Here is a 20,199-nt window from a genome sequence, read left to right as displayed (position 1 = left end):
TAGAGCTTCCAGGGAATTTCACAGCCGATGCCCATTCCTCAACTGACTTCGGGCGGCAGGGCTCATCGAGCGTATAGGTATCCTGCACTTTTGTATCGCTTGATGAATTCTCGGGTCGAATAGTCAAGCGCAGGAGTTTTCTGCATCCTTCGTCGAGCTGGTGAATTCACCGCCGCGCAGTACGAAAGGAATGGGCATGACCTGCGAAGGATTGGGGTCGGTCAGTTTGACTATGTCTGAAGGCAGGATTGTTACCGATCTTCCTTCGGCAGCAAACCATGTCTTCGCTCCGTTAGGCTCGCTGGGATGCTCGCAAATTCCATCGGGCGGAATCCGACCCATGGAAAGTCGGATGCCCGATCTGCTATGTGTGTCGGCTGATCCGTACGCCGTTGAGAAACAAGTCGACAGCGGACCTGACCGCTTCGTCGGCCTCCTTCTCGGACGGCGGCGGCCGCAATCCGAGCACCACCTGCAGATGCAGATTGTCGCGGATCATGCCCATGAAGCGGTCGGCGAGGTGTCGGCAATCTCCCATCCGAATTTCGTCTCGCTTCTGCGCCTCCTCAAGGATCTGCGCCAGCCTGATTGTCGTGCGGCCGGGTCCCTGTTCGTAGAATGCCTTGGCAAGATCAGGAAAGCGATTGGCCTCCGTGACCGCAAGCCGATAGATGCCGATCACCGTCGGCGACATGTAGATGCGCAGAAGATGACGGCCGAAGACGGTCAGCGTTTCGGCGAGATCGCGCTTCTCGACGTTGTCGATCGGCAGGCTCGAGAGCGCCTTGTCGGCATTCCCCGTGACGATCGCTGCGAACAGACCCTGCTTGTTGCCGAATTCGCTGTAGATGTTTCGCTTCGATCCGCCGGCACGCTCGATGATCGCATCGATGCTTGCGGCCGCATAACCCTGCTCGAAGAAAACTTCGGCTGCAGCCTTGAGAAGGGATTCCCGGCGCCGGCTCATTCGTCCTGACCTGACACCGCCCATTGTATTCCATTCCTTCCAGACGCGCTTGACTGGTAACACTCATTACCATAAGCGTCAATGGTAACGACTATTACCGGAGGCCGTCATGGCGCAGTCTCGAAAGAAGAAGCTCTTCGGCCTGCTGTTGTGCCTGGGAGCCGTCGTCATAATGGCGGCAGGCTGGGCGGTGTTGCGCTTCGACGCGGAGACCTCCACGGACAACGCATATGTTCGCGGTAACGTCACCGCGATCGCCCCCAAGGTCGCGGGCTACGTCAACGCCGTGGCGATCGACGACAACCAGGTCGTGCGGGCAGGCGACATCCTGTTCAGGATCGACGACCGGGATTATCGCGCCAGGCTCGCGCAGGCCGCAGCCACCGTCGCGGCCGCGCTGGCCCGGCTGACCAATGTGGATGCGCAGATCGAGCTTCAGCATGCCTTGGTAAGGCAGGCTCAGGCGCAGAAACTGTCGGCCATGGCTGAACTGACGCTGGCGTCGAAGGCTTACGACCGGCGCCGCGAGCTTGTACGCAGCCGGACGATTAGCCAGGCCGAGGTCGATGAAAGCGACGCCGCGAGATCGCGGGCGGAAGCCGCTGTGGCCGCTGCGGTGGCGGCGACCGATGCCCAGCAGGAGCGCATCGCCGTCCTATCCACCGAGCGCGAAGCGGCCGTAGCCGCCGTCGATCAGGCGCGGGCGGCCCACGACCTGGCACAGATCGACCTCGATAATACCGTGGTCCGTGCCCCGGTCGACGGCGTTGTCGGAAACCGCCAGATCCGCGTCGGCCGGCTGGTAGCGCCAGGCGCTGCGCTGCTTGATCTCGTTCCTGTCGACGACGTCTGGATCGTCGCCAATTTCAAAGAGACTCAAGTCGGGCGTATCCGACCCGGCCAGCGTGTGCGTATCACGGTCGATGCCTATCCGGACGAAACGCTCGAGGGCGAAGTCGACAGTTTTGCGCCCGGCAGCGGCTCCGCCTTCAGCCTGCTCCCGGCGGACAACGCGACTGGAAACTTCGTCCGCGTCGTTCAGCGGGTTCCGGTCAAAATACGGTTCGTCGACAACCCCTTGCCCGGCCGCCTCGTACCCGGCCTTTCGGCACGCGTCGAGGTTGACGGTGGCAGTTCATGACCACCGCCCTCGTCAGCGCGCCGGGCCACGATCGCTCCGAGGCGGGGACTTTTCTGTTGGCGGGCATTGTGCTCGCCACTCTGACCGAGGCGATCGCCAGCACGGTCCTGTCGCTTGGGCGCGGCGACATTATCGGTGACACTTACGCGACGCCGGACGAATTCGCCTGGCTCGACATCAGCTATACATCGCTGAAACTGATGGCGTTCCTGGCCGCGCCCTGGCTGATTGGCCGCTTCGATCCACGCCGCCTGATCGTTGGATCGACCCTTGTCATGGGCGCCACATGCGCGCTTGCCGCGATCACGACGCGGCTGGACCTGCTGATTGCGCTTCGTGCCGTGCAAGGCCTATCTGGCGGCATTCTGCTTGTCGGCGGCCAGGCGCTTATCTTTCTCACTTGGCCGCGCCGTCGCCAGCCGCTTCTTCAGGCGCTGTTCGCGATGGGCTCGGTCGTGGCCCCGGCCACAATCGCTCCGGCTCTTCAGGGCTGGCTGCTCGACAGCAAATCCTGGACCTGGATATTCTTCAGCGTCGTTCCGTTGGCGCTGGCGGCAACCGGCCTCATGCTGCTCGCCGATGCCCCCGCGTCCGTCAGGACCGCACGCCGTGCGTTCGACTGGATCAGCTTTTCGCTCGTTTCCACGGCGCTGTTCTGCTTCACCTATGTCCTGAGCCAAGGCAGCCGGTGGGACTGGTTCGAGGAACCGCGCATCGTGTGGCTGACATTGGCAGGCACGGTTTCCTTGATGGCATTCGCCGGCCGGGAGACGAGCGCTGGGCGCCACGGCCTGCTCGATCTCAGCGTGTTCCTGTCGGCCGACTTCTCCTTTGCCTTCATCGTCAGCTTCGTCGCTGGCGCGGCCTTGTTCGGCAGCGCCTATCTGATTCCCTCGTTCGCCGTGTCGGTCCTTATGTTCACGCCGACAGACGCCGGGCTGCTTCTGTTGCCGAGCGGCGGACTTTTCGTCGCCTCGCTCCTGGTTTGTGCCTTCCTCATGCAGGCGCGCCGCGTTCCGCCGATCGCCACTGTGCCATTCGGGATACTGATGATCATGGTTTCAATGTGGATGCTCTCTGGCTCGACCAGCGAAAGCGGCGCGGACAACATGATGGCGGCCATCCTGTTGCGTGGCTTCAGCCTCGGCTTTCTCTTCCTATCGATCATTCTGATCGCCTTCGACAAGCTCGATAGCCGCGACCTCGCGTCCGGCATCGGTCTCTTCAATGCGGGCCGCCAGCTTGGTGGGCTGATGGGAGTGGCGGCTCTCCAGACACTGATCCAGGACAATGTCGCCACCAACGCGACGGTGCTCACCGCCCACGTCACAGGCGGCATCCCCGCGGTCGTCGAGCGGCTTGCAGCGATGGCTGCCGCGCTCGCTGCAAAGGGAATGGACGCCGCGGAGGCCAACCGGACGGCGTTTAGCTTGCTGGGCAAAGCCGTGATCGGCCAGTCCACGGTGATCGCCTTTGACACCGCGTTCAACGCAGTCGCCCTGCTGTTTATCGCCGCCGCGCCGGTGCTGATCACGATCAGGATCGTGCTGGCCAGACTGGCCAAGGCGCGCGCCTGATCACGGTCGCATAGCGGTCGTCACGTAGGTTGGCGCATCGACTCCGGCAGCGTTTCCCACATGCGGATAAGCTCGCCGATGGAGGCAGCCTGCATCTTGCGCATGACGTTGCCGCGATGCAGTTTCACCGTCACCTCGCTGATGCCGAGGTCGTAGGCGATCTGCTTGTTGAGTCTCCCCCGCGCCACTTCATGCAACACCTCGCGCTCGCGCGGGGTGAGTGTCTCCAGACGCTTGACGTTGCGCCCGACCACTTCGGCGTCGGCTCTGCGTCGGGCGTCGGCAGCGATGGCTGCGATCACCGCGTCGAGCAATGTCTGGTCGCGCACCGGCTTGGTCAGGAAGTCGATGGCGCCGGCCTTCATCGCCTGCACGGTCATGGGGATGTCGCCATGCCCGGTCAGGAAGATGATCGGTTTTGGATTGCCGTTCCGCGCCAGATAGTGCTGGAGGTCGAGCCCGCTGACGCCAGGCATGCGCACATCCAGGATCAGGCATCCGGGCCGATCGATCACATCCGCCTCGAGAAGCTCCTTGGTCGATGCGAAAGACGCCGGCTGGAAGCCGGCCGAAAGGATGAGTTCGTAGAGCCCCTCGCGCACGGCTTCGTCGTCATCCACGACAATGACGAGCGGTTTGTCCGATTCACCCTTCCCTTGCAGGTATTGCGGTGCCGATCTCCGCATGAGCGGCTGTTCAAGTCTCATCTTCACCCTCTTGGTTATGTAACGCTTCAGCCACTGCCGCGAGCAGTCCTTGAGCGTCGAAAGGCTTGCGGAAGAAGCCGCTGTTGTCCCTGGTACGGCCCTGATCCGCGATCTCGTGGCGGCCCGTTATCAGAAACACGGGCAGATCGGGGCGCTCTTTCGTCACCATGTCTCGAAGCTCGAAACCATCCGTTCCCGGCATGCCGATATCGGTGATGAGCAGGTCCAGATCCAGGAGTCCGCCGGCGAGCAGCGTACCTGCCGAAGAGAAAGTACGCGCCTCGTAGCCGGCGGATTCCAGCAGGTCCGCCAGCGACTCCAGCAGCCTCGGGTCGTCATCGACAATGGCAATGGTATTTCTTCTATTCGACACTAGAACCTCCGGCGCGGCGCGAATGGGTGACCGGAATCTCCAGCCGCTCGGCGATGCGCACGAGATCGGCGAGAGAAGCGGCTGCCATCTTCTGCATGACGTTGCGCCTGTGGAGTTGCAGCGTGACTTCGCTGATACCTAGTTCAGCAGCCGCCTGCTTGTTCAGAAGCCCGCTGACGACGAGGGGCATGACCTCGCGTTCACGGGGCGTCAGCCGGGCGTAGCGCTGCCTGAGCAGGTCGAGGTCGGCCCGCTGCGAGCGCTTCTGCCGATCCTGGTCAAGGGCGACGCGGATCGCCTCCATCAATTCGTCGTCGCTGAACGGCTTGGTCAGGAAATCAACCGCGCCCTGCTTGATGGCGCTGACAGAGGACGGAATGTCTCCATGGCCTGTTATGAACACGATGGGTGGATGATCGCCTTTGGCGATCTGGCGCTGGAGGTCGAGGCCGTTGATGTCGGGGAGTTCGATGTCGAGGACGAGGCAGGAGGCGACGTCCGGCTTTTCGGCGTCGATGTATTCGCCTGCCGATCCGAAGACGACGGCATGGATGCCGTGGGAAGCCAGCAGTTCCTCGAGCGCTTCCTGGATGCGGATATCGTCGTCGATAACGAATACGATGTGGTCGTGCACGATCATGGCGTCGCGTCCGGCTCGATCGGCAAGGTGAAGACGAACTTCGCCCCCCGCGGCTCATTCTTCTCCGCCCAAAGCCGCCCGCCATGCGATTCGACAATGGAGCGGCAGATCGCCAGCCCCATGCCCATTCCGTCTCCTTTCGTGGTGAAGAACGGCTCGAATATTCTTTCGGGAAACGCCACACCCGGGCCCCGGTCGCAAATCTCGATGCGGATCATCCGGTCCGATCGGCGCGCTCGGATGCTGACGATCCTGGGGCTGGCCGAGGAATTCATGGCGTCCAGGCCGTTGCGGATCAGATTGACCAGAACCTGCTGGATCTGGACGCGGTCGAGTTGAACCGCGGGCAGACCGCTCGCAACGGTCACGTCGATGCGGACGCCCCGCCGCGACGCCTCTTCGGCCAGGACCTCGTGGGCTTCTGCAATGACGCCGGTAATCGAGGCGTCCGTGCGGGCTTCGGCCGATTGCCTGAACAGAGCGCGGATACGATTGACCACATCGGCCGCGGAATTCGCGTCGCGCGTGATGCGCTCGACCGTCTTCTGCGCCCGTTCAAGGTTTGGCGGCTCTGCGTTCAGCCAGCGCTGGCAGGCGTGCGAGTTGGCGACAACGGCTGCCAATGGCTGGTTCACCTCGTGGGCGATGGAGGCAGACAGTTCCGCGAGGCTCGCCGCCTGGCTGGCCCGCGCAAGCCTCTCCTGGGCAAGGCGCAACTCTTCCTGCGCCTGCACCTGATCCTCGATGTCGAAACAGACGCCGTTCCACTGCACGATTGCGCCTTCGGCGTTGCGCATCGCCGCGGTCCGCGTCTCGACCCAGCGATATTCGCCGTCGGAACGGCGCAGGCGATGCCGCATGGCGTAGGGTTCGCCGGTGTCGAGGGAGTGGCCGTACCGCTCCTTTACAACCGTCAGATCATCGGGGTGGATGATCGCATCCAGCGTGCCGACCAGCCGCGACCTTGCCCCTTGGTCCTTGTCTTCCAGGTTGAAACCGAGGAATTCGCGAAGCTGTTGACTGCGATAGATCGGCTTGCCATCGGGGGCGGCGCAGTAGATCAGGGCGGGCAGCGTTTCTATGAGTTGGCGGAGCGAGCGTTCGCTTTCCCGCAACGCGTCCTCGGCATGTACCTGATCGTCAATGTCGTGGCACAGGCCATACCATTGAACGATCCGACCCTCCTCGTTGCGCAACGGTTCCGCACGGCTCGACATCCAGTGATAGACACCGTCGGCGCGCCGCAAGCGATAGCGCATGGCAAACCGTTCGCCACCGGCGAGAGAACGGTTGAGAGCATTGCGGAATTCGGCAGCATCGTCCGGATGAATCGTTGCGATGAGCCTGTCCAGCCGGCTCATGCCGGGGCTGTCCATGTCCGCCACATCCATGCCGAGAAAATCGGCCATGCGCTTGTTGAAGAAGGTCGGCTCGCCATCCGGACTCAACCGCCACAGATGGCTGGGCACCATGTCGATGAGCTGAGAGAGCTCCCGTTCTCTCTCGCGTAGCGCCGCCTCTGTCTTCTTGTAGACGTCGATGTCTATGCCGACGCCGTACCATCCGGTGATGCGTCCCTGGGTATCGTAAGTCGGCCGGACGGCGAACCGATGCCAGACCCATTGACCTGTGGTGCGCAGCACGCGCCATTCATGATGGAACTGTTCGCCTGTGCGCAAGCAGCGGCGCAAGGCAACGGCGGCATCTTCATAGTCGTCAGGATGCACGCTCCTTTTCCAGCCGAGATCGCCCCCATCGAGGAAGCTGCTTGCGCTCAGCGGCTCGTTGAGGTCCTCCAGAGTGAGAGAGATGGAAGTCTGTGCGATCGGCGTGGTGTAGGTGAAGATACCGGACGTGTCGAACGCGAAGGCAGCGCCGAACAGACCCTCGACAGCCTTGGCCGCGCGCACGGCCTCGACCGTTTCGCCGAGCGTAGTGGACTTGGTCCATCTTTCGGTTGGCTGCGACACCATGGGGTCGACATCGACGCTGACTGCGTATCCCGGCTCGGCGCGCAGTTCCGCCCAGCGATAGCTGCCGTCAGCCTGGCGCCGCCGGTAGCTGACAACCTGGGGAATGCCGTGCCAGAACGCGCGCGCCATCGCCTGTTCCGTGGCAGGCCTGTCGTGGGGATGGATGAGGTTGAGCGGCGGATTTTCGGAAGCGGCGTCGTGCACTGGGACATCGAGAGCCTGGGGTGACGGCCGGTCATCAGCGCTCGTCGAAACGCCACCGTCGATCACCGTGCCGTACCATCCCAATGTCCGTCCTTCACTGTCATACAGAGGCTGGCCCGTGCTTCGGCCCCAGCCGTATGTGCCGTTCGCACGCATCATTCGATGCTCGACATTGTAGGAATCGCCGGTGCGAAGGCTGTGACGCCACGCCACCGCCGCATCCTCGTAATCTTCCGGATGGATCACCCGCTTCCATCCCAGGGATCCTTCTTCCGGAGGGGTGTTGAGATCGTCCAGGGTCAGGTTCAGGAACGTGAGAGCGTCGGGCGTCACATAGATGAATCTGCCGTCGGCGTCGGTCGCCCAGGCGTTGCCGACGACGCTTTCGACGATTTTCGCGGCCCGCAGGATTTCGGCGGCCGATCCGGACGCTGTCGTCATTGGCTGGTCCTCCTTGCGGCCGTGCCAGACGGCGGCCGCGTCAGGATCCAGCGTATCATTTCTCGCCGGTTTCAGGTTTTGCCAGTTCATCGTCGTAGGCTACAGCCGATACCGCGTCAGGACATCCTATGGAAATCCATGTATCCGCCTAGCCGACCATGGCAGGGTCGGGAGCGAGCCGGACAGGTTGGATGCTCGCCTGCCTCTTCGTCGGCCGTGGGGAGAAACCGGAAAAACCCCCACGTTCATCATCCCTGTCGCGTCCGGTTAACACGGCCCGCCCGTTCAATTTCGCGTCTTTCGCCACCACGCACATCTGTCCTCGGGAATAGGACGGACGAGCTTATTGGTAGCCTATTCCGGCGATGTAGTTTGCCAGAAGCTTCTCCTGGAGCTCCTCCTGCTCGAACAGCGCTTTCATCGCATCGCGGATATCGAGCACCCCGATAGGTCTTGCGCTCGTATCAAGCACAGGCACGTTCTGGAGGCTCCGCGCAGACATGGTTTCCCAAATGGCGTGGAGATCGTCGTCGGGCGTGCAGGAGAAGAAGGGGCTGCTCATCAATGCCGATACATTGGCCAGGCCGACCTGCGCGGCAGCCATATGGCGCACGAGATCCGACTTGCTCAGAACGCCGGCAGCCAAACCGTTTCCACGGCAGGCGACGACCAGTCCGATGCCGGGTTTCAGGAAGGAGACCGCCGCCTCGTGCAGCGGTGCGTCGACACCGACGACCGTCAGGCGAACCGACGTCTTTGGGCTGAGTTGTCCGACAAGCATGGAAACCTCCTCGATAGGGGATGAGCGGCGCCGCATGGCGACGCCGCCCGCTTCGCAACGACCAATCGCGGATCACCGCGCGTAGGTCGTCAATTCCGTTTCATCCGTGTCGACCACGAAGACGGCGAGCAGGCGCGCGCGTTCGGTCTTGCTGGCATTCTCGCTCACGCCATGGCGGTCGCCGGGAAACTCCGAAAAGTTTTCACCTGCATGATAGGTGATGACGGGACCGTCATTGACCTGGCTGCGGATCGCTCCTTCCAGGACGGTGGCGTAGATGAAGGCGGAGTCAGGATGGGTATGGGCCGGCGATGAGCCGCCGGGCTCATACTCGACGATCACGCCCTTCATGCTCTTGCCGGGAACGTTGGGCAGCGGTTGGTCGTAGACGACGGCAACCTTGTCGTCATGAGCCGATGCCGGCGTGGCCGCCATGGCCGCCAGCAGCGGCAGGGCAAGCAATTTCCTGATCATAGCTTTTTCCTTCGTTTGGGAAGACTGCGCATCTGGCGGCGTCTCCGCCGTCACGGCTTGCGGGCGGAAGTCCGAAGCCAGTCGTCGAAGCGGATCTGGCCGATGCGCGGGTTGACGCCCGGCACCAGCGAACCGTCGTCGAGTTCGACACCGAAATAGAGAGCGTGCGGATCAGCAATCACTTCGCGCGGGTCGTCGAACTTCTTCAGGTAGCGTTGCACGAGTTCATTGAGCGGAACGCGCTCCGGCCCGGCGATTTCCATCATGCCATTCAGCGGATCCGATACGGCGACCTGCGCCATCACGTCGGCGACATCGTCCGAAGCGATCGGCTGCACGAAGGCCGTGGAGACGAGCGCTTTGCCGCCAACCGTCCCGGACTGGGCGATCGAACCCATGAACTCGAAGAACTGGGTGGAATGGACGATGGTGTAGGCAATGCCGGACCCACGGATCAGGTCTTCCTGAGCCTTCTTGGCGCGGAAATAGCCGCTACCCTGCAACCGCTCCGTGCCGACCACGGAAAGTGCGATGTGATGTTTCACGCCAGCCGTCTTTTCGGCGCCCAGCAGGTTGCGTCCGGACGTCTGGAAGAAGTCCATCACCGCCTTGTCCTCGAAGGACGGCGAATTGGCCAGATCAACGACAACCTGCGCTCCGGCGAGTGCCTCGGCCAACCCTTCGCCGGTGATGGTGTTGACGCCGGAATTGGGCGAGGCGGCAACAACCTCGTGCCCCTTGGCGCGCAGCCTTTCGACTGTCTTTGAACCGATAAGGCCGGTTCCGCCTATGACGACGATCTTCATGACTATCTCCTGTTCTGCTTTGGAATTGTTCGATCGGTAGGTGCCTTCGCCGGCGTGGCGTGTGGCTAGCGGCGCGCCCGGCGGTCTCCGGCCTCAAGCCGCTGCAGGTTGACCCACAGATCGCTCAGCAGCGCGAAGGCTCTCTCCAGGACGTGCCTCAGATGCCGGCCTGCATAGCCAGGATCACGAGGCGCTTCGGTGTGCGAGCCGACATGGCGCCTTGGTGGCGATGCCGGCATCGCTTCATGCCCCTTTTCGCGCAACCTCTCGACGGTTTGCGAGCGGATGCTGGCGGTCGCGCCGATGACCAGGATTTTCATGCTGAATATCCCTGCACTTGTGGAAGGACCCGGACGTACGAAGCCGAAGGGTGTCGGCGCCTTATTGTCTCGTCGCAGCCGTCTCGATGAGGTCGGCGACGTCGTGAGGGTGGGAAACCATCAGGGCGTGCGAGGCGCCGTCGATCACGACCGTCTTCACCGAACGGGCGCGCTCGGCCATGAAGCGCATCACCGCCGGCGGGATGTTGCGATCCTGTGAACCGTAGATCCAATACGATGGCAGCTTGCGCCATGCAGGCTCACCAGACGGCTCCGCCAGTGCGGTCTCCGTCACCGGTCGCTGGGTTGCCGCCATCAGGTCGGCCTGTTCCTTCGGAACGTCCGCAGCAAACTGCGCATGGAACTTGCTGCGCTCGATGAAGAGATCGCGTACGCCATCAGGGCGCTCAACCGGGACGATTGCATTCCCCAGCGTGCTTCCGGGAAACTTCGCCGAAAGCGAAAGGCTGGACTCGCCGCGATCGGGAGCGAAGGCCGCGACATAAACCAACGCTTTTACGTTGGAGTTGCCGTTGGCGGCTTCGGTGACGACCGGCCCGCCATAGGAATGGCCGACCAGGACGACCGGGCCGGGTATAGAGCGGACGACGGCAGCGACGGCGGCGGCGTCGGAGGCGACGCTGCGAAGCGGGTTGGCGGCGGCGACGGCCGCATAGCCGTCCCGCTCCAGTTCGGCGATGACGCCGTTCCAGCTCGAGGATTCGGCGAAGGCGCCATGGACCAGAACGATGGTCGGTTTGGGCTGTGCGGCGGAGGGCTGCGCCGTGATGCTGGCCGATGCCGCGATGGCTGTGGCCAGCGCCAGGATTTTTGTGATCTTCTTCATCGGTATCTCCGTGAGTGAGCGACGGTTGCCACGACGGAGAATGCGCCAGCCCGCATCTTGCTGCTATCGAACCTACGGATCGCCGGTGCCGTACCAAGGTCTAGGGTCGATAAGACCCAGTATGTCGGACTCAAGCCGGAAGAGGCAGCGCTGCTATCAATCGCAGCCGGCTGCACAAGTTGACCGAGGCGATGACGAGACTCAGATCGGAGATGTCTTTCGAGGAGAGCCCGGCATCGATCAAATTATCGACCAGTTCCGGGGTGATCGACGCTGGTGGTATTGCCATGCTCTCGGCCCATTCGAAAACGGCGCGTTCGCGCGGGCCGAACAGGTTTGAATCGCGCCAGGCCGTGAGATGGCAGAGCCGCATCGGATGCTCGCCCTGAAACTTCGCCAGTTCGACATGTGTAGCAAGGCTAAGGGCGCAACGGTTCAATTGCGCGGCTCGTGCCGCCGCGAGATTCAGCATCGGATCGCCAGCGGCGAGTGAGCGAAGCGCGATCAGCAGGGTCTTGATCGCTGCATGGACATCAGGATCTCGCCCGGAGAATCCGCCACATTGAAAGTCCTGGCATCCAGGTGTCGGAAGAACTTGCGACGAGACTGCGGTTCTCATGTTCGATACTCCCGGACGGACGATCGATCCCAGACGTTTCCGGCGACAGCCATTGCAAGCGTTCGGCAACTGGCGGCCCGCTGCTTTCGATCAATGCGTCGACAATTGCCAGGGTCCGGCCTCGATCTTGGCTGCGAAGGCAGAGCTTTCGACCGGCTCTGCCTTCGTATAGGCATCTTCGATCGGGCGGTAATCAGTTCACGCCGCTGATGCCTGTCGCCTTCAGTTCGAAGATCGTCTTGCGAGGCCCGATTCTGACTGAACCGGGATTTTGCGTATCCCATGTGATCTTGACCACTTGGCCGACGCTGAAACTCGAGAGATCGACGTCGGTCGGAAGCCTGAACGAGTCGCCGTTGACCAGGCGTACTGTGTTCGCCCTGGAATTCAGGTTCTCGATCTTGCCGTACGTGGTGAAACCGGCAGCGAACGTAGCTGCTGGCATCGTCATGATGGAAGATACTATGGTTGCAAGGATCAGGTTGCGCATTTTTTCAGCTCCAATTTTTTTGAACTTGTCGACATAATTGCAATATCAAATAAAATGTTGTCTTCGATATTGCTGTATCTATATTTAAATTATTGACGAATACGATAAACTGTACAAACAGATATGATATGATATATTAAGGTAAGAAAACCTATATTGATGATCATAGGGAATTCGTCCCTGTGGCGCCGCTCCGCAAACCGGGCGGTGCGACAGGAAGGGCAGGTCTTTACCGAAGCGAATCGTATGGGGCCGCTATCGACGAACTGCCGGCAGGAAGAGCGTCACGGTAGTGCCGGCGCCCGGCATGCTGGACAGCCTGATCTGGCCGCCCGCGCCCTCGACGAAACGCTTCACCATGGGCAGGCCGACACCGCCGAGCCCACCGCTCTTGGTCGTGAAGAATGGATCGAAGGCACGCTTCATGGTTTCGTCGGTCATGCCGATTCCGCAGTCCGCGACACTCAGTTCGACCAGCGTCTTGTCGTCATCCGGAAAAAGCATGGCCGCCGTGATCGTGATGGTGCCCCCGTTCGGCATCGAATCGCGCGCGTTGAGCGCCAGATTCAGAATCGCGCTCTGTAACCCGAGAGGCTCGCATTTCACCGCGGGCAGAACAGCGCCAACGTCCAAAGCGATACGATGCGTCGGCGCCCATGTGGGCCGGATCAGATCCGCGATCTCTGCAACGGCCTGTGCGACATCGATATGCCCGACATCGGAAGGGTCGCGCTCTGCACGATGGAGGGACTGCCTGACGAGGATGCCAGCGCGTTCGAGAGAGGTTCTTGCGCCCGAAATCACCGGCTCCAGCGTCGGCGTCACGTCGAACCGCGAGCTGCGCGCAATGATGTTCACCGCAGACGAGGCGATCTGGATCAGATTGCCCAGTTCGTGAGCCACGGCGGCGCTCTCCAGAAGACTGCGGCGCTTCAAGGCAGTCGCCTCTTCGGCATAGGCTGAGAGAAATGGTTTGGTCGGTTCCAGTTGTGGCATGGCGCAGTCCTTGTTCCTTCGTTTGCCTGGCATGCAGGTGATGCAGCAAAACGCTACGGGTGAGCGGAACCATGGTCGATTGGATCAAGGGGTCGGGTCTGCCATACCGCAGTACAGGTCGTCGCGACGGCCGCATGGATGGAATTCACCCGGCATCCGCCCGGCTGGCTTCTCTCAGGGACTGGAAAAGCCCTTCGTGCTCCATAGCCGCACGCACGGCCGGCCGGGTTGCAATTTTAATCCGGAGCGCTTCGAGCGGCTTGGGAATGGAAACGCGGAAGCGCCTGGCCCACAGGAGCATGACGAAAAGGTAGAAATCCGCGACGCCGGGCGCGTCGCCGAACAGGTAGTCGGTCTCCAGGTCGGCGGCGAACAGGCCCAGCAATACGGCGATAGAACGGCTCGCCTTGGCTTTGTCCTCTTCCGTACCTTGATGCCACATGGGTTTGAAGGCTCGATGGATCTCGGTGGAAATATAGGTCAGGGCCTCGAGCGTCCGCGTACGGCCGAGCGGGCCGTCTGCGCGCAGAGCGGGATATTGCGAGGCAATCCAGTCGAGGATGGCTATGTTCTCCGTCAGGATTTCGCCGCCGTCCAGCACAAGGGCCGGCACGTATCCCTTGCGCGTGATGGTGGCGAAGTCGGCTCCGGACGCCGTGTGCTTGGTCTTGAGGTCGACCGCCTCGCGCTCGAACGGAACACCGGCTTCCAGAAGCGCGATGTGGTCTGCCAGGCTGCATGCCAGGGGGCTGTAGTAGAGTTTCATGGAATATCTCCTCACTTCCTACGGACAGTGGATCAGACGCGATATGCGCGTCGCTTCTGATTCTGCATGGGAGGCGCAACGAACCATGTGGCTTGGGGGCGAACCGCCCTGCGCTGTCGGTGGAGATCGTCCTGAACCAAGGTATGGGGGAAGGCAGCCTCGGGCACGATAGCGGGCGCCCGGAGAAGGCGGACATAGTCGGTCCGTCTTCACTCCAACCAAGGAACCAGCAAATGACGCCTCGTTTCGCTCCCTTCAAGATCGCCCCCGACCTCGCCAAGACCCTGCTCGACGTCGAGAAGGCGCTCGGCGCCGGCGGGATCGAGCACGGCCTTGGCGAACTTGTCCGGCTGCGCGCGTCGCAGATCAACGGCTGCGCCATGTGCATCCACATGCACGCGAGCGATGCCCGCAAGAACGGCGAAAGCGACATGCGCATCATCATGCTCGACGCTTGGCGAGAATCGCCGCTCTATACCGACCGTGAACGTGCAGCGCTCGCCTGGACGGAATCGCTCACGAACATCAAGGAGACCGGTGCCGCAGATGCCGATTACGAACTGGTCAGGAGCCAGTTCAACGAGGCCGAGATCGTCAACCTGACGGTCATGGTCGGCGCGATCAATCTCTGGAACCGGCTGCAGATCGCGGCCCGCGCCGTCCACCCGGTACAGCAGACAGACAGAGCGGCCGCCTGATTTGCCGCCTCAGGCCCGAAACGGCCCGTCCTCCCCCGTTTCGTGCCGCTCTGCTTGCGGGCCGCCCCGTTTGCCCCCCAACGAGGGCGGCCCGTAATGCTTCCCTGCATGAACGGAAGAGCGTTTCAACGAGGAACGATCCGATGAGCGGTGTCCATTCACCCTATACGCCGAAGGCCGCATGGGAACGCTGGCTCGATCAGCGGCTGCCGCTGCCGAGATTCGTGCACGGCTCCTTCATCGCCTATCCCGTCCCGCGCAACCTGAACTACGCCTATACGTTCGGCGGCATCCTCACCATGATGCTGGCGGCTCAGATCGTCACCGGCGTCGCCATGGCCATGCACTATGCGCCGGATACCGCGCTCGCCTTCCTGTCCGTCGAAAAGATCATGCGCGACGTCAATCACGGCTGGCTGTTGCGCTATCTGCATTCCAACGGCGCCTCGTTCTTCTTCATCGCCGTCTACATCCACATGGCACGCGGCCTCTATTACGGCTCCTACAAGGCGCCGCGCGAGCTGCTGTGGGTACTCGGCTGCATCAATTTCCTGCTGCTGATGGCGATCGGCTTCATGGGCTACGTGCTGCCCTGGGGGCAGATGTCGTTCTGGGGCGCCACGGTCATCACCGGCTTCTTCTCGGCCATTCCACTGGTCGGCGACTGGATCCAGCAGCTTCTGCTCGGCGGCTTCGCGGTGGACAATCCGACGCTGAACCGCTTCTTCGCTCTGCACTACCTGCTGCCGTTCATGCTCACGGGTGTGGTTGCGTTGCACATATGGACGCTGCATGTGGTGGGCCAGAACAATCCGACCGGCATCGAGGTGAAATCGAAGACCGACGTGGTGCCGTTCACGCCGCACGCCACTGTGAAGGATCTGTTCGGCGCTTCCGCCTTCCTCGTCGTGTTCGCCTATTTCGTCTTCTACATCCCGAATTATCTCGGCCATCCGGACAACTACACGGTCGCCAACCCGCTGAAGACTCCGGCGCATATCGTGCCTGAATGGTACTTCCTGCCGTTCTACGCGATCCTGCGCGCCATCACCTTCAATGTCGGGCCGATCAATTCCAAGCTGGGCGGCGTGCTGTGCATGTTCGGCGCCATCGTCATGCTGTTCCTGGTGCCCTGGCTCGACACCTCCAAGGTCCGTTCGGCCGTCTACCGGCCGTGGTACAAGCTGTTCTTCTGGCTGTTCGCCGCCGACTGCATCCTGCTGGGCTGGCTTGGCTCGCAGCCGGCGGAAGGATCGTTCGTGCTGATGGCGCAGATTGCGACGCTGTTCTATTTCGCCTTCTTCCTGATCGTCATGCCGGTTCTCGGCCTGATCGAGACGCCGCGCCGCCTGCCCAATTCGATCACCGAAGCGGTGCTTGGCGAGAAACATGGATAGGGTGTCTGGGCTCAGGTGAAGAGACGCAGATCGTGTTCATCGGTTACGTCTGACCGCAGGTTGCGAATGTGTCATGGGCGGCTACCCGGCGATCACGTCCAGATAGTCCAGGTGGTTGGCAAGGAACCGGCTCATAAAGGGGCATCTCAGGACCGCCTTACGCCCGGACGCGCGAAGCAGGTCGAAGATGTCACGCGCCAGGCGCGAGCCGATGCCCAAACCAGCGAATTCCGAGGGAACTTCCGTATGGAACAACACGATGCTGTTGCCTTCCAGGCGATAGTAGGCGGCGGCGACCAGCCCGTGTGAGATCGGCAACTCGAAACGATGAAGTTGCCTGTTTTCCCGAACCTTCGCGTCCATTCCCGGCCTCGCTTTCCTGACGTCCCGGCCGCCGGCGATCAGCCAATGCCGGGCGGATTGTGCTGTCGAGGACGCTAGAACCGCATGGATGCGCGCGCGACTGGACGGAAGATCAGGGCGAACCGGACAATTGGAGTGTCCTCCTGACCCCTCCAAAGCCAGGTCATAGACCTTCGCATTATCCGACAGATACCTGCGACGAATGGTTTGACGGGCGCCCTCGGCGCATCCTTTCGCCGTCGGCCGTTGAACAGACCGATGGGCGTCGGCCAATCCAGCCTTTCGCCCCGCGCCATCCAGGACAAGGACCAGGTCAATGCGAAACAACGTCTTTTCGTCCGTCCGCCCGTCGCGCCGCGATGTTCTGGTCGGCGCGGTCACGACGACGCTGGCAGGCGTGATGCCCACACTCGCCCAACCGCGAAGCGAACGAACCATCTCCTCTCACGAGCCAAACCAGGGATCGACATCCATGAGCACCATCACCACCAAGGACGGCACCGAGATCTTCTACAAGGACTGGGGACCGAAGGACGCCCAGCCGATCGTCTTCCACCACGGTTGGCCGCTGTGCGGCGATGACTGGGACGCGCAGATGCTGTTCTTCCTCGGCAAGGGCTACCGCGTCATCGCGCACGACCGTCGCGGCCATGGCCGCTCGGCACAGGTCAGCGACGGCCACGACATGGACCACTACGCCGCCGATGTCGCAGCCGTGATCGAGCACCTCGACCTCAGGAACACCATCCATGTCGGGCATTCCACCGGCGGCGGCGAAGCCGTCCGCTACGTGGCCCGCCACGGCAGGGAGCGAGCTGCCAGGCTCGTCATAATCGGCGCCGTGCCGCCGATCATGGTGAAAACGCCCGCCAACCCCGGCGGGCTGCCGATCGAGGTGCTGGACGGGCTGCGCCAATCTCTCGCGACGAACCGCGCGCAGTTCTACATCGATTTTCCCTCGGGTCCTTTCTACGGCTTCAACCGGCCGGGGGCGGAAGCGGTGCCCGGCATCATCCGCAACTGGTGGCGGCAAGGCATGATGGGCAGCGCCAAGGCCCATTACGAAGGCATCAAGGCGTTCTCGGAAACCGATTTCACCGAGGATCTCAAGCTCATCGAAACGCCAACGCTGGTCATGCACAGCAAGGACGACCAGATCGTGCCCTTCGCCGATTCAGGCCCGCTTTCGGCCGGGTTGCTGAAGAACGGAACGCTCAAGGTGTATGAAGACCTGCCGCATGGCATGTGTACCACGCACGCCGAACTGGTGAACCGCGATATCCTTGCCTTCATCCGCCCCTAGGCTGCCGGCGCTTTCCCTGAGCCCGGTCGCCAGCCGCCCTGCTTCTTCGGCTGGCGACCGCCCCAATTCTCGAATTTCGGACGATCCGGTCGCCCCATCCGCTCCTCGATCGCGCCGAGCAAATCAAGGAACACGTCATGTCGACATTCAAGGACAGGGTCGCTCTCGTTACGGGCGCAGGTTCGGGTATCGGACGCGCCGTGGCGCTGGCCCTGGCCGATCAGGGGGCGCGAGTCGTCATTACCGGGCGCCGCTCCGAGCCGCTGGAGCGCGTGGCCGCGGGTCAGGAAAATATCGTCGGGCTGGTTGCCGACGTCGCCGAACCGAAGGATGCGGCCAAGAGCGTGGCCCTGGCCGTGGAGACCTGGGGCCGCCTCGACGTCCTCGTCAACAATGCCGGAGCCGGCGCGCTGGCGCCGCTGGCCGATGCCAGCGCCGAGCAGATCAGGGAAATCCTCGCCGTCAATGTCGTGGGGCCGAGCCTTCTTGCCCGGGAAGCCCTGCCGCACCTTTCCAAAACGGCGGGGACGATCGTCAACGTGTCGAGCACCTTCGGCCACAAACCGGGGGCGGACCTGTCCCACTATGCCGCGAGCAAGGCTGCCCTGGAGCACCTGACCCGCTGCTGGGCGCTCGAACTGGCATCGCAAGGTATCCGCGTCAATGCCGTCGCCGCGGGTCCGACCGCGTCGGGAGCGCTGACCGGCATGATGGGGCTTTCACCCGAGCAGGCCGCGCTTGTCGAGGAAGCGGAGCGCGAACAGATTCCTCTCAAGCGACGCGGCATGCCCGACGACATCGCGCGCTGGATCGTCCACCTCTCGGACCCGGCTTCGAACTGGATCACCGGACAGGTGATCGCGGTCGATGGAGGCCTCGGCCTGACGTGAGCGAAGGACGGGCTGCGCCGGCTTGCCGTGCCGCACGGACCTTCAGGGCAGCGGCAGTTGCAGCAGCCTGGCGAAGACGAAATAGGCGATCGCCCAGAAGCCGACACCGGTCGCCACGGCGCGCAGGATCAGCTTTCGCCGTGGAACAGAAGCGTGGCCAGGTCGGCGGCGAGGCCGAGCGACGGCGCCAGGCCGATCCAGGCGGCACTCGCAGCAGCAACCGTGAAGACCGCGACCAGACCGGCGACGCGCGGCACTTCGAAGGCGCCGTCGGTGCCTTCCAGGCCGACGCCGCGCAGCGCCTGCACCAGATAGATGACTGAGACCACGAGGCCCAGCGCCGCGATTTCGAGCGGCACCATGCCGGGGCCGACATCGCCGCGCGAATGGCCCGCCGGCAGTTCAAGGCTCATGACCAGGAAGGTCGCGTTTCAGGCGGTGCAGACGAGGCCGGCGACGACGTTCTTCCACAGATGCGGCCTGGCCCCTCCCGTCGGGAGAGGCTCGACCACCGGTTCCGTCGCGGCGGAACTGGTCATTTGAGATAGCCGGCGGCTTTCAGGAACTCGGTCTGCTGGTCGAGGTCGGCCTGAGCGCGCCTGGTGAATTCCTCCTCCTTCCAGTCCGGGCCGTCCTGGAACTGGTCGGCCTGGAACTTCTTCCAGTCGGCGGAAGCGGTCACCTTGTCGATCGCCGCTTGGATGTTGTTGACGGGCGTGCCTGCCTTGACGGCGATGCCGCGCCACACCGCACCCTCGACGTCATAGTCCTGCTCCTTGAAGGTCGGAACGTCCGGCAGGAATTCGCTGCGCTTGTCCATGGAGATGCCGAGCAACTTGATCTCGCCGCTCTTGACCTGCGCCAGGTCGGTCGAGGGCGTCATCATGGCCGCGTCGAGATGCTTGCCGAGAAGGCCAAGCGCCACCTTGCCGGAGGCGTCGTGCGGGATCCAGCCACTCTCGAAACCACCGGCCTTCATGAACTGATAGAGCATGTACTGGTGGAAGCCGCCCGGCGCGTGGCCGCCGACCTTGAGGCCGTTCGGGTGCTCCTTCATGTATTTCACGAAGTCGTCGACAGTTTTGAACTGGCTGTCGGCCAACACGGCCAGCGACGAGGGCTCGGACTGCATAGCCCTCAGCAGGCGCAGATCCGGCGATTTGAAGGGGATCAGGCCTTGCGCAATGCCGAGGTGATCGTTCCGGTCAGCACCAGTAGGGCGGAGCCTGTCCGGGCTTTGTCCCGAAGGCCTCCAGGTTCATGCCAAGCCGGTTCAGCCGTTCTGCAGCCTCGGCCGCCGCCTCTCCAGCCACTAGGATCGGAACCTTCTCGGCATAGGGCGGCACCCGCGCCATCACCGCGCCTTCGACGAAACGGCCGGTGCCGCCGGCAATCTCTTGTGCCGCGAGCGCCTTCGTTTCCGGCC

Annotated in this window: 21 protein-coding genes and 3 pseudogenes; 6 read left to right on the top strand and 18 right to left on the bottom strand. The window is 62.6% G+C overall.

Annotation, left to right across the window (positions count from 1 at the left end; genetic code table 11):
- Positions 1 to 364: 364 nt before the first annotated feature.
- A complete protein-coding gene (locus ABMA46_RS17865; protein ID WP_349001349.1) occupies positions 365 to 967 on the bottom strand; it encodes a TetR/AcrR family transcriptional regulator C-terminal domain-containing protein in 603 nt (200 codons plus the stop codon).
- Positions 968 to 1,076: 109 nt separating this feature from the next.
- On the opposite strand from ABMA46_RS17865, the gene ABMA46_RS17860 reads away from it, so the two are divergent.
- Together ABMA46_RS17860 and ABMA46_RS17855 are read left to right on the top strand one after the other, a co-directional pair.
- A complete protein-coding gene (locus tag ABMA46_RS17860; protein WP_349001348.1) occupies positions 1,077 to 2,108 on the top strand; it encodes an HlyD family secretion protein in 1,032 nt (343 codons plus the stop codon).
- A complete protein-coding gene (locus tag ABMA46_RS17855; protein WP_349001347.1) occupies positions 2,105 to 3,685 on the top strand; it encodes an MFS transporter in 1,581 nt (526 codons plus the stop codon). The genes ABMA46_RS17860 and ABMA46_RS17855 overlap by 4 nt, the downstream gene beginning before the upstream one ends.
- Positions 3,686 to 3,705: 20 nt before the next feature.
- On the opposite strand, the gene ABMA46_RS17850 is transcribed toward ABMA46_RS17855, so the two are convergent.
- From ABMA46_RS17850 to ABMA46_RS17790, 14 genes and pseudogenes are all read right to left on the bottom strand, one after another.
- On the bottom strand, positions 3,706 to 4,392 hold the full coding sequence (locus ABMA46_RS17850) for a response regulator transcription factor (protein ID WP_349001346.1): 687 nt from the start codon (positions 4,390 to 4,392) through the stop codon (positions 3,706 to 3,708).
- A complete protein-coding gene (locus ABMA46_RS17845) occupies positions 4,382 to 4,765 on the bottom strand; it encodes a response regulator (protein WP_349001345.1) in 384 nt (127 codons plus the stop codon). The genes ABMA46_RS17850 and ABMA46_RS17845 overlap by 11 nt, the downstream gene beginning before the upstream one ends.
- Positions 4,755 to 5,405 (bottom strand): response regulator transcription factor, encoded by a 651-nt coding sequence (locus tag ABMA46_RS17840; protein WP_349001344.1) that lies wholly within the window; start codon positions 5,403 to 5,405, stop codon positions 4,755 to 4,757. Before ABMA46_RS17840 ends, ABMA46_RS17845 begins: the two co-directional genes overlap by 11 nt.
- Positions 5,402 to 7,135, bottom strand: a pseudogene (locus ABMA46_RS17835) (PAS domain-containing protein); the annotation flags it as partial. The gene ABMA46_RS17840 and the pseudogene ABMA46_RS17835, both read right to left, overlap by 4 nt.
- 285 nt (positions 7,136 to 7,420) lie before the next feature.
- A pseudogene (locus ABMA46_RS21400) lies at positions 7,421 to 8,023 on the bottom strand (PAS domain-containing protein); the annotation flags it as partial.
- A gap of 343 nt (positions 8,024 to 8,366) precedes the next feature.
- Positions 8,367 to 8,804, bottom strand: a complete 438-nt coding sequence (locus ABMA46_RS17830; RefSeq protein WP_349001342.1) for a CBS domain-containing protein — start codon at positions 8,802 to 8,804, stop codon at positions 8,367 to 8,369.
- 72 nt (positions 8,805 to 8,876) lie between these two features.
- A complete protein-coding gene (locus ABMA46_RS17825; RefSeq protein WP_349001341.1) occupies positions 8,877 to 9,278 on the bottom strand; it encodes a cupin domain-containing protein in 402 nt (133 codons plus the stop codon).
- 50 nt (positions 9,279 to 9,328) lie between these two features.
- Positions 9,329 to 10,084, bottom strand: a complete 756-nt coding sequence (locus ABMA46_RS17820; protein WP_349001340.1) for an SDR family oxidoreductase — start codon at positions 10,082 to 10,084, stop codon at positions 9,329 to 9,331.
- A gap of 65 nt (positions 10,085 to 10,149) precedes the next feature.
- On the bottom strand, positions 10,150 to 10,404 hold the full coding sequence (locus tag ABMA46_RS21395) for a hypothetical protein (RefSeq protein ID WP_425475766.1): 255 nt from the start codon (positions 10,402 to 10,404) through the stop codon (positions 10,150 to 10,152).
- Positions 10,405 to 10,465: 61 nt separating this feature from the next.
- The gene (locus ABMA46_RS17810) at positions 10,466 to 11,233 is read right to left on the bottom strand and encodes an alpha/beta fold hydrolase (protein ID WP_425475768.1); all 768 of its coding nucleotides are present in this window, start codon (positions 11,231 to 11,233) and stop codon (positions 10,466 to 10,468) included.
- Between the two features lie 148 nt (positions 11,234 to 11,381).
- The gene (locus ABMA46_RS17805) at positions 11,382 to 11,870 is read right to left on the bottom strand and encodes a carboxymuconolactone decarboxylase family protein (RefSeq protein ID WP_349001338.1); all 489 of its coding nucleotides are present in this window, start codon (positions 11,868 to 11,870) and stop codon (positions 11,382 to 11,384) included.
- 193 nt (positions 11,871 to 12,063) lie between these two features.
- A complete protein-coding gene (locus ABMA46_RS17800) occupies positions 12,064 to 12,360 on the bottom strand; it encodes a hypothetical protein (RefSeq protein WP_349001337.1) in 297 nt (98 codons plus the stop codon).
- A 255-nt stretch (positions 12,361 to 12,615) separates the two neighbouring features.
- On the bottom strand, positions 12,616 to 13,356 hold the full coding sequence (locus ABMA46_RS17795; protein ID WP_349001336.1) for a sensor histidine kinase: 741 nt from the start codon (positions 13,354 to 13,356) through the stop codon (positions 12,616 to 12,618).
- Between the two features lie 145 nt (positions 13,357 to 13,501).
- The gene (locus ABMA46_RS17790) at positions 13,502 to 14,122 is read right to left on the bottom strand and encodes a glutathione binding-like protein (protein WP_349001335.1); all 621 of its coding nucleotides are present in this window, start codon (positions 14,120 to 14,122) and stop codon (positions 13,502 to 13,504) included.
- 233 nt (positions 14,123 to 14,355) lie between these two features.
- Here ABMA46_RS17790 and ABMA46_RS17785 point away from each other — a divergent pair, with 233 nt between their 5' ends.
- Both ABMA46_RS17785 and ABMA46_RS17780 read left to right on the top strand, forming a co-directional pair.
- The gene (locus tag ABMA46_RS17785) at positions 14,356 to 14,820 is read left to right on the top strand and encodes a carboxymuconolactone decarboxylase family protein (protein WP_349001334.1); all 465 of its coding nucleotides are present in this window, start codon (positions 14,356 to 14,358) and stop codon (positions 14,818 to 14,820) included.
- A 143-nt stretch (positions 14,821 to 14,963) separates the two neighbouring features.
- The gene (locus ABMA46_RS17780; protein WP_349001333.1) at positions 14,964 to 16,217 is read left to right on the top strand and encodes a cytochrome b; all 1,254 of its coding nucleotides are present in this window, start codon (positions 14,964 to 14,966) and stop codon (positions 16,215 to 16,217) included.
- An 81-nt stretch (positions 16,218 to 16,298) separates the two neighbouring features.
- On the opposite strand, the gene ABMA46_RS17775 is transcribed toward ABMA46_RS17780, so the two are convergent.
- Positions 16,299 to 17,018: a GNAT family N-acetyltransferase gene (locus tag ABMA46_RS17775; protein WP_349001332.1), complete on the bottom strand. Its 720-nt coding sequence runs from the start codon at positions 17,016 to 17,018 to the stop codon at positions 16,299 to 16,301.
- Between the two features lie 34 nt (positions 17,019 to 17,052).
- On the opposite strand from ABMA46_RS17775, the gene ABMA46_RS17770 reads away from it, so the two are divergent.
- Entirely contained in the window at positions 17,053 to 17,883 is an 831-nt protein-coding gene (locus ABMA46_RS17770; protein WP_349001331.1) for an alpha/beta fold hydrolase, read from the top strand.
- A 137-nt stretch (positions 17,884 to 18,020) separates the two neighbouring features.
- A complete protein-coding gene (locus ABMA46_RS17765) occupies positions 18,021 to 18,773 on the top strand; it encodes an SDR family NAD(P)-dependent oxidoreductase (RefSeq protein ID WP_349001330.1) in 753 nt (250 codons plus the stop codon).
- 128 nt (positions 18,774 to 18,901) lie between these two features.
- On the opposite strand, the gene ABMA46_RS17760 is transcribed toward ABMA46_RS17765, so the two are convergent.
- On the bottom strand, positions 18,902 to 19,186 hold the full coding sequence (locus tag ABMA46_RS17760) for a hypothetical protein (protein WP_349001329.1): 285 nt from the start codon (positions 19,184 to 19,186) through the stop codon (positions 18,902 to 18,904).
- Positions 19,187 to 19,308: 122 nt separating this feature from the next.
- Positions 19,309 to 20,126 (bottom strand): annotated as a pseudogene (locus ABMA46_RS17755) (tripartite tricarboxylate transporter substrate-binding protein); the annotation flags it as partial.
- Positions 20,127 to 20,199: the final 73 nt, after the last annotated feature.

Source organism: Mesorhizobium hunchu (assembly GCF_040081975.1).
Lineage (GTDB): Bacteria > Pseudomonadota > Alphaproteobacteria > Rhizobiales > Rhizobiaceae > Mesorhizobium > Mesorhizobium hunchu.
This window is presented reverse-complemented; position numbering and strand designations above follow the sequence as displayed.

Coding starts and splice junctions, on each gene's coding strand:
- ABMA46_RS17760 (WP_349001329.1), bottom strand. CDS start 19,186: ATGAGCCTTGAACTGCCGGCGGGCCATTCGCGCGGCGATGTCGGCCCC.
- ABMA46_RS17795 (WP_349001336.1), bottom strand. CDS start 13,356: ATGCCACAACTGGAACCGACCAAACCATTTCTCTCAGCCTATGCCGAA.
- ABMA46_RS17865 (WP_349001349.1), bottom strand. CDS start 967: ATGAGCCGGCGCCGGGAATCCCTTCTCAAGGCTGCAGCCGAAGTTTTC.
- ABMA46_RS17840 (WP_349001344.1), bottom strand. CDS start 5,405: ATGATCGTGCACGACCACATCGTATTCGTTATCGACGACGATATCCGC.
- ABMA46_RS17800 (WP_349001337.1), bottom strand. CDS start 12,360: ATGCGCAACCTGATCCTTGCAACCATAGTATCTTCCATCATGACGATG.
- ABMA46_RS17765 (WP_349001330.1), top strand. CDS start 18,021: ATGTCGACATTCAAGGACAGGGTCGCTCTCGTTACGGGCGCAGGTTCG.
- ABMA46_RS17805 (WP_349001338.1), bottom strand. CDS start 11,870: ATGAGAACCGCAGTCTCGTCGCAAGTTCTTCCGACACCTGGATGCCAG.
- ABMA46_RS17790 (WP_349001335.1), bottom strand. CDS start 14,122: ATGAAACTCTACTACAGCCCCCTGGCATGCAGCCTGGCAGACCACATC.
- ABMA46_RS17775 (WP_349001332.1), bottom strand. CDS start 17,018: ATGGTTCGTTCGCTTCGCGGTTGGGCGAGTGTGGGCATCACGCCTGCC.
- ABMA46_RS17825 (WP_349001341.1), bottom strand. CDS start 9,278: ATGATCAGGAAATTGCTTGCCCTGCCGCTGCTGGCGGCCATGGCGGCC.
- ABMA46_RS17855 (WP_349001347.1), top strand. CDS start 2,105: ATGACCACCGCCCTCGTCAGCGCGCCGGGCCACGATCGCTCCGAGGCG.
- ABMA46_RS17785 (WP_349001334.1), top strand. CDS start 14,356: ATGACGCCTCGTTTCGCTCCCTTCAAGATCGCCCCCGACCTCGCCAAG.
- ABMA46_RS17830 (WP_349001342.1), bottom strand. CDS start 8,804: ATGCTTGTCGGACAACTCAGCCCAAAGACGTCGGTTCGCCTGACGGTC.
- ABMA46_RS17850 (WP_349001346.1), bottom strand. CDS start 4,392: ATGAGACTTGAACAGCCGCTCATGCGGAGATCGGCACCGCAATACCTG.
- ABMA46_RS17860 (WP_349001348.1), top strand. CDS start 1,077: ATGGCGCAGTCTCGAAAGAAGAAGCTCTTCGGCCTGCTGTTGTGCCTG.
- ABMA46_RS21395 (WP_425475766.1), bottom strand. CDS start 10,404: ATGAAAATCCTGGTCATCGGCGCGACCGCCAGCATCCGCTCGCAAACC.
- ABMA46_RS17780 (WP_349001333.1), top strand. CDS start 14,964: ATGAGCGGTGTCCATTCACCCTATACGCCGAAGGCCGCATGGGAACGC.
- ABMA46_RS17770 (WP_349001331.1), top strand. CDS start 17,053: ATGAGCACCATCACCACCAAGGACGGCACCGAGATCTTCTACAAGGAC.
- ABMA46_RS17820 (WP_349001340.1), bottom strand. CDS start 10,084: ATGAAGATCGTCGTCATAGGCGGAACCGGCCTTATCGGTTCAAAGACA.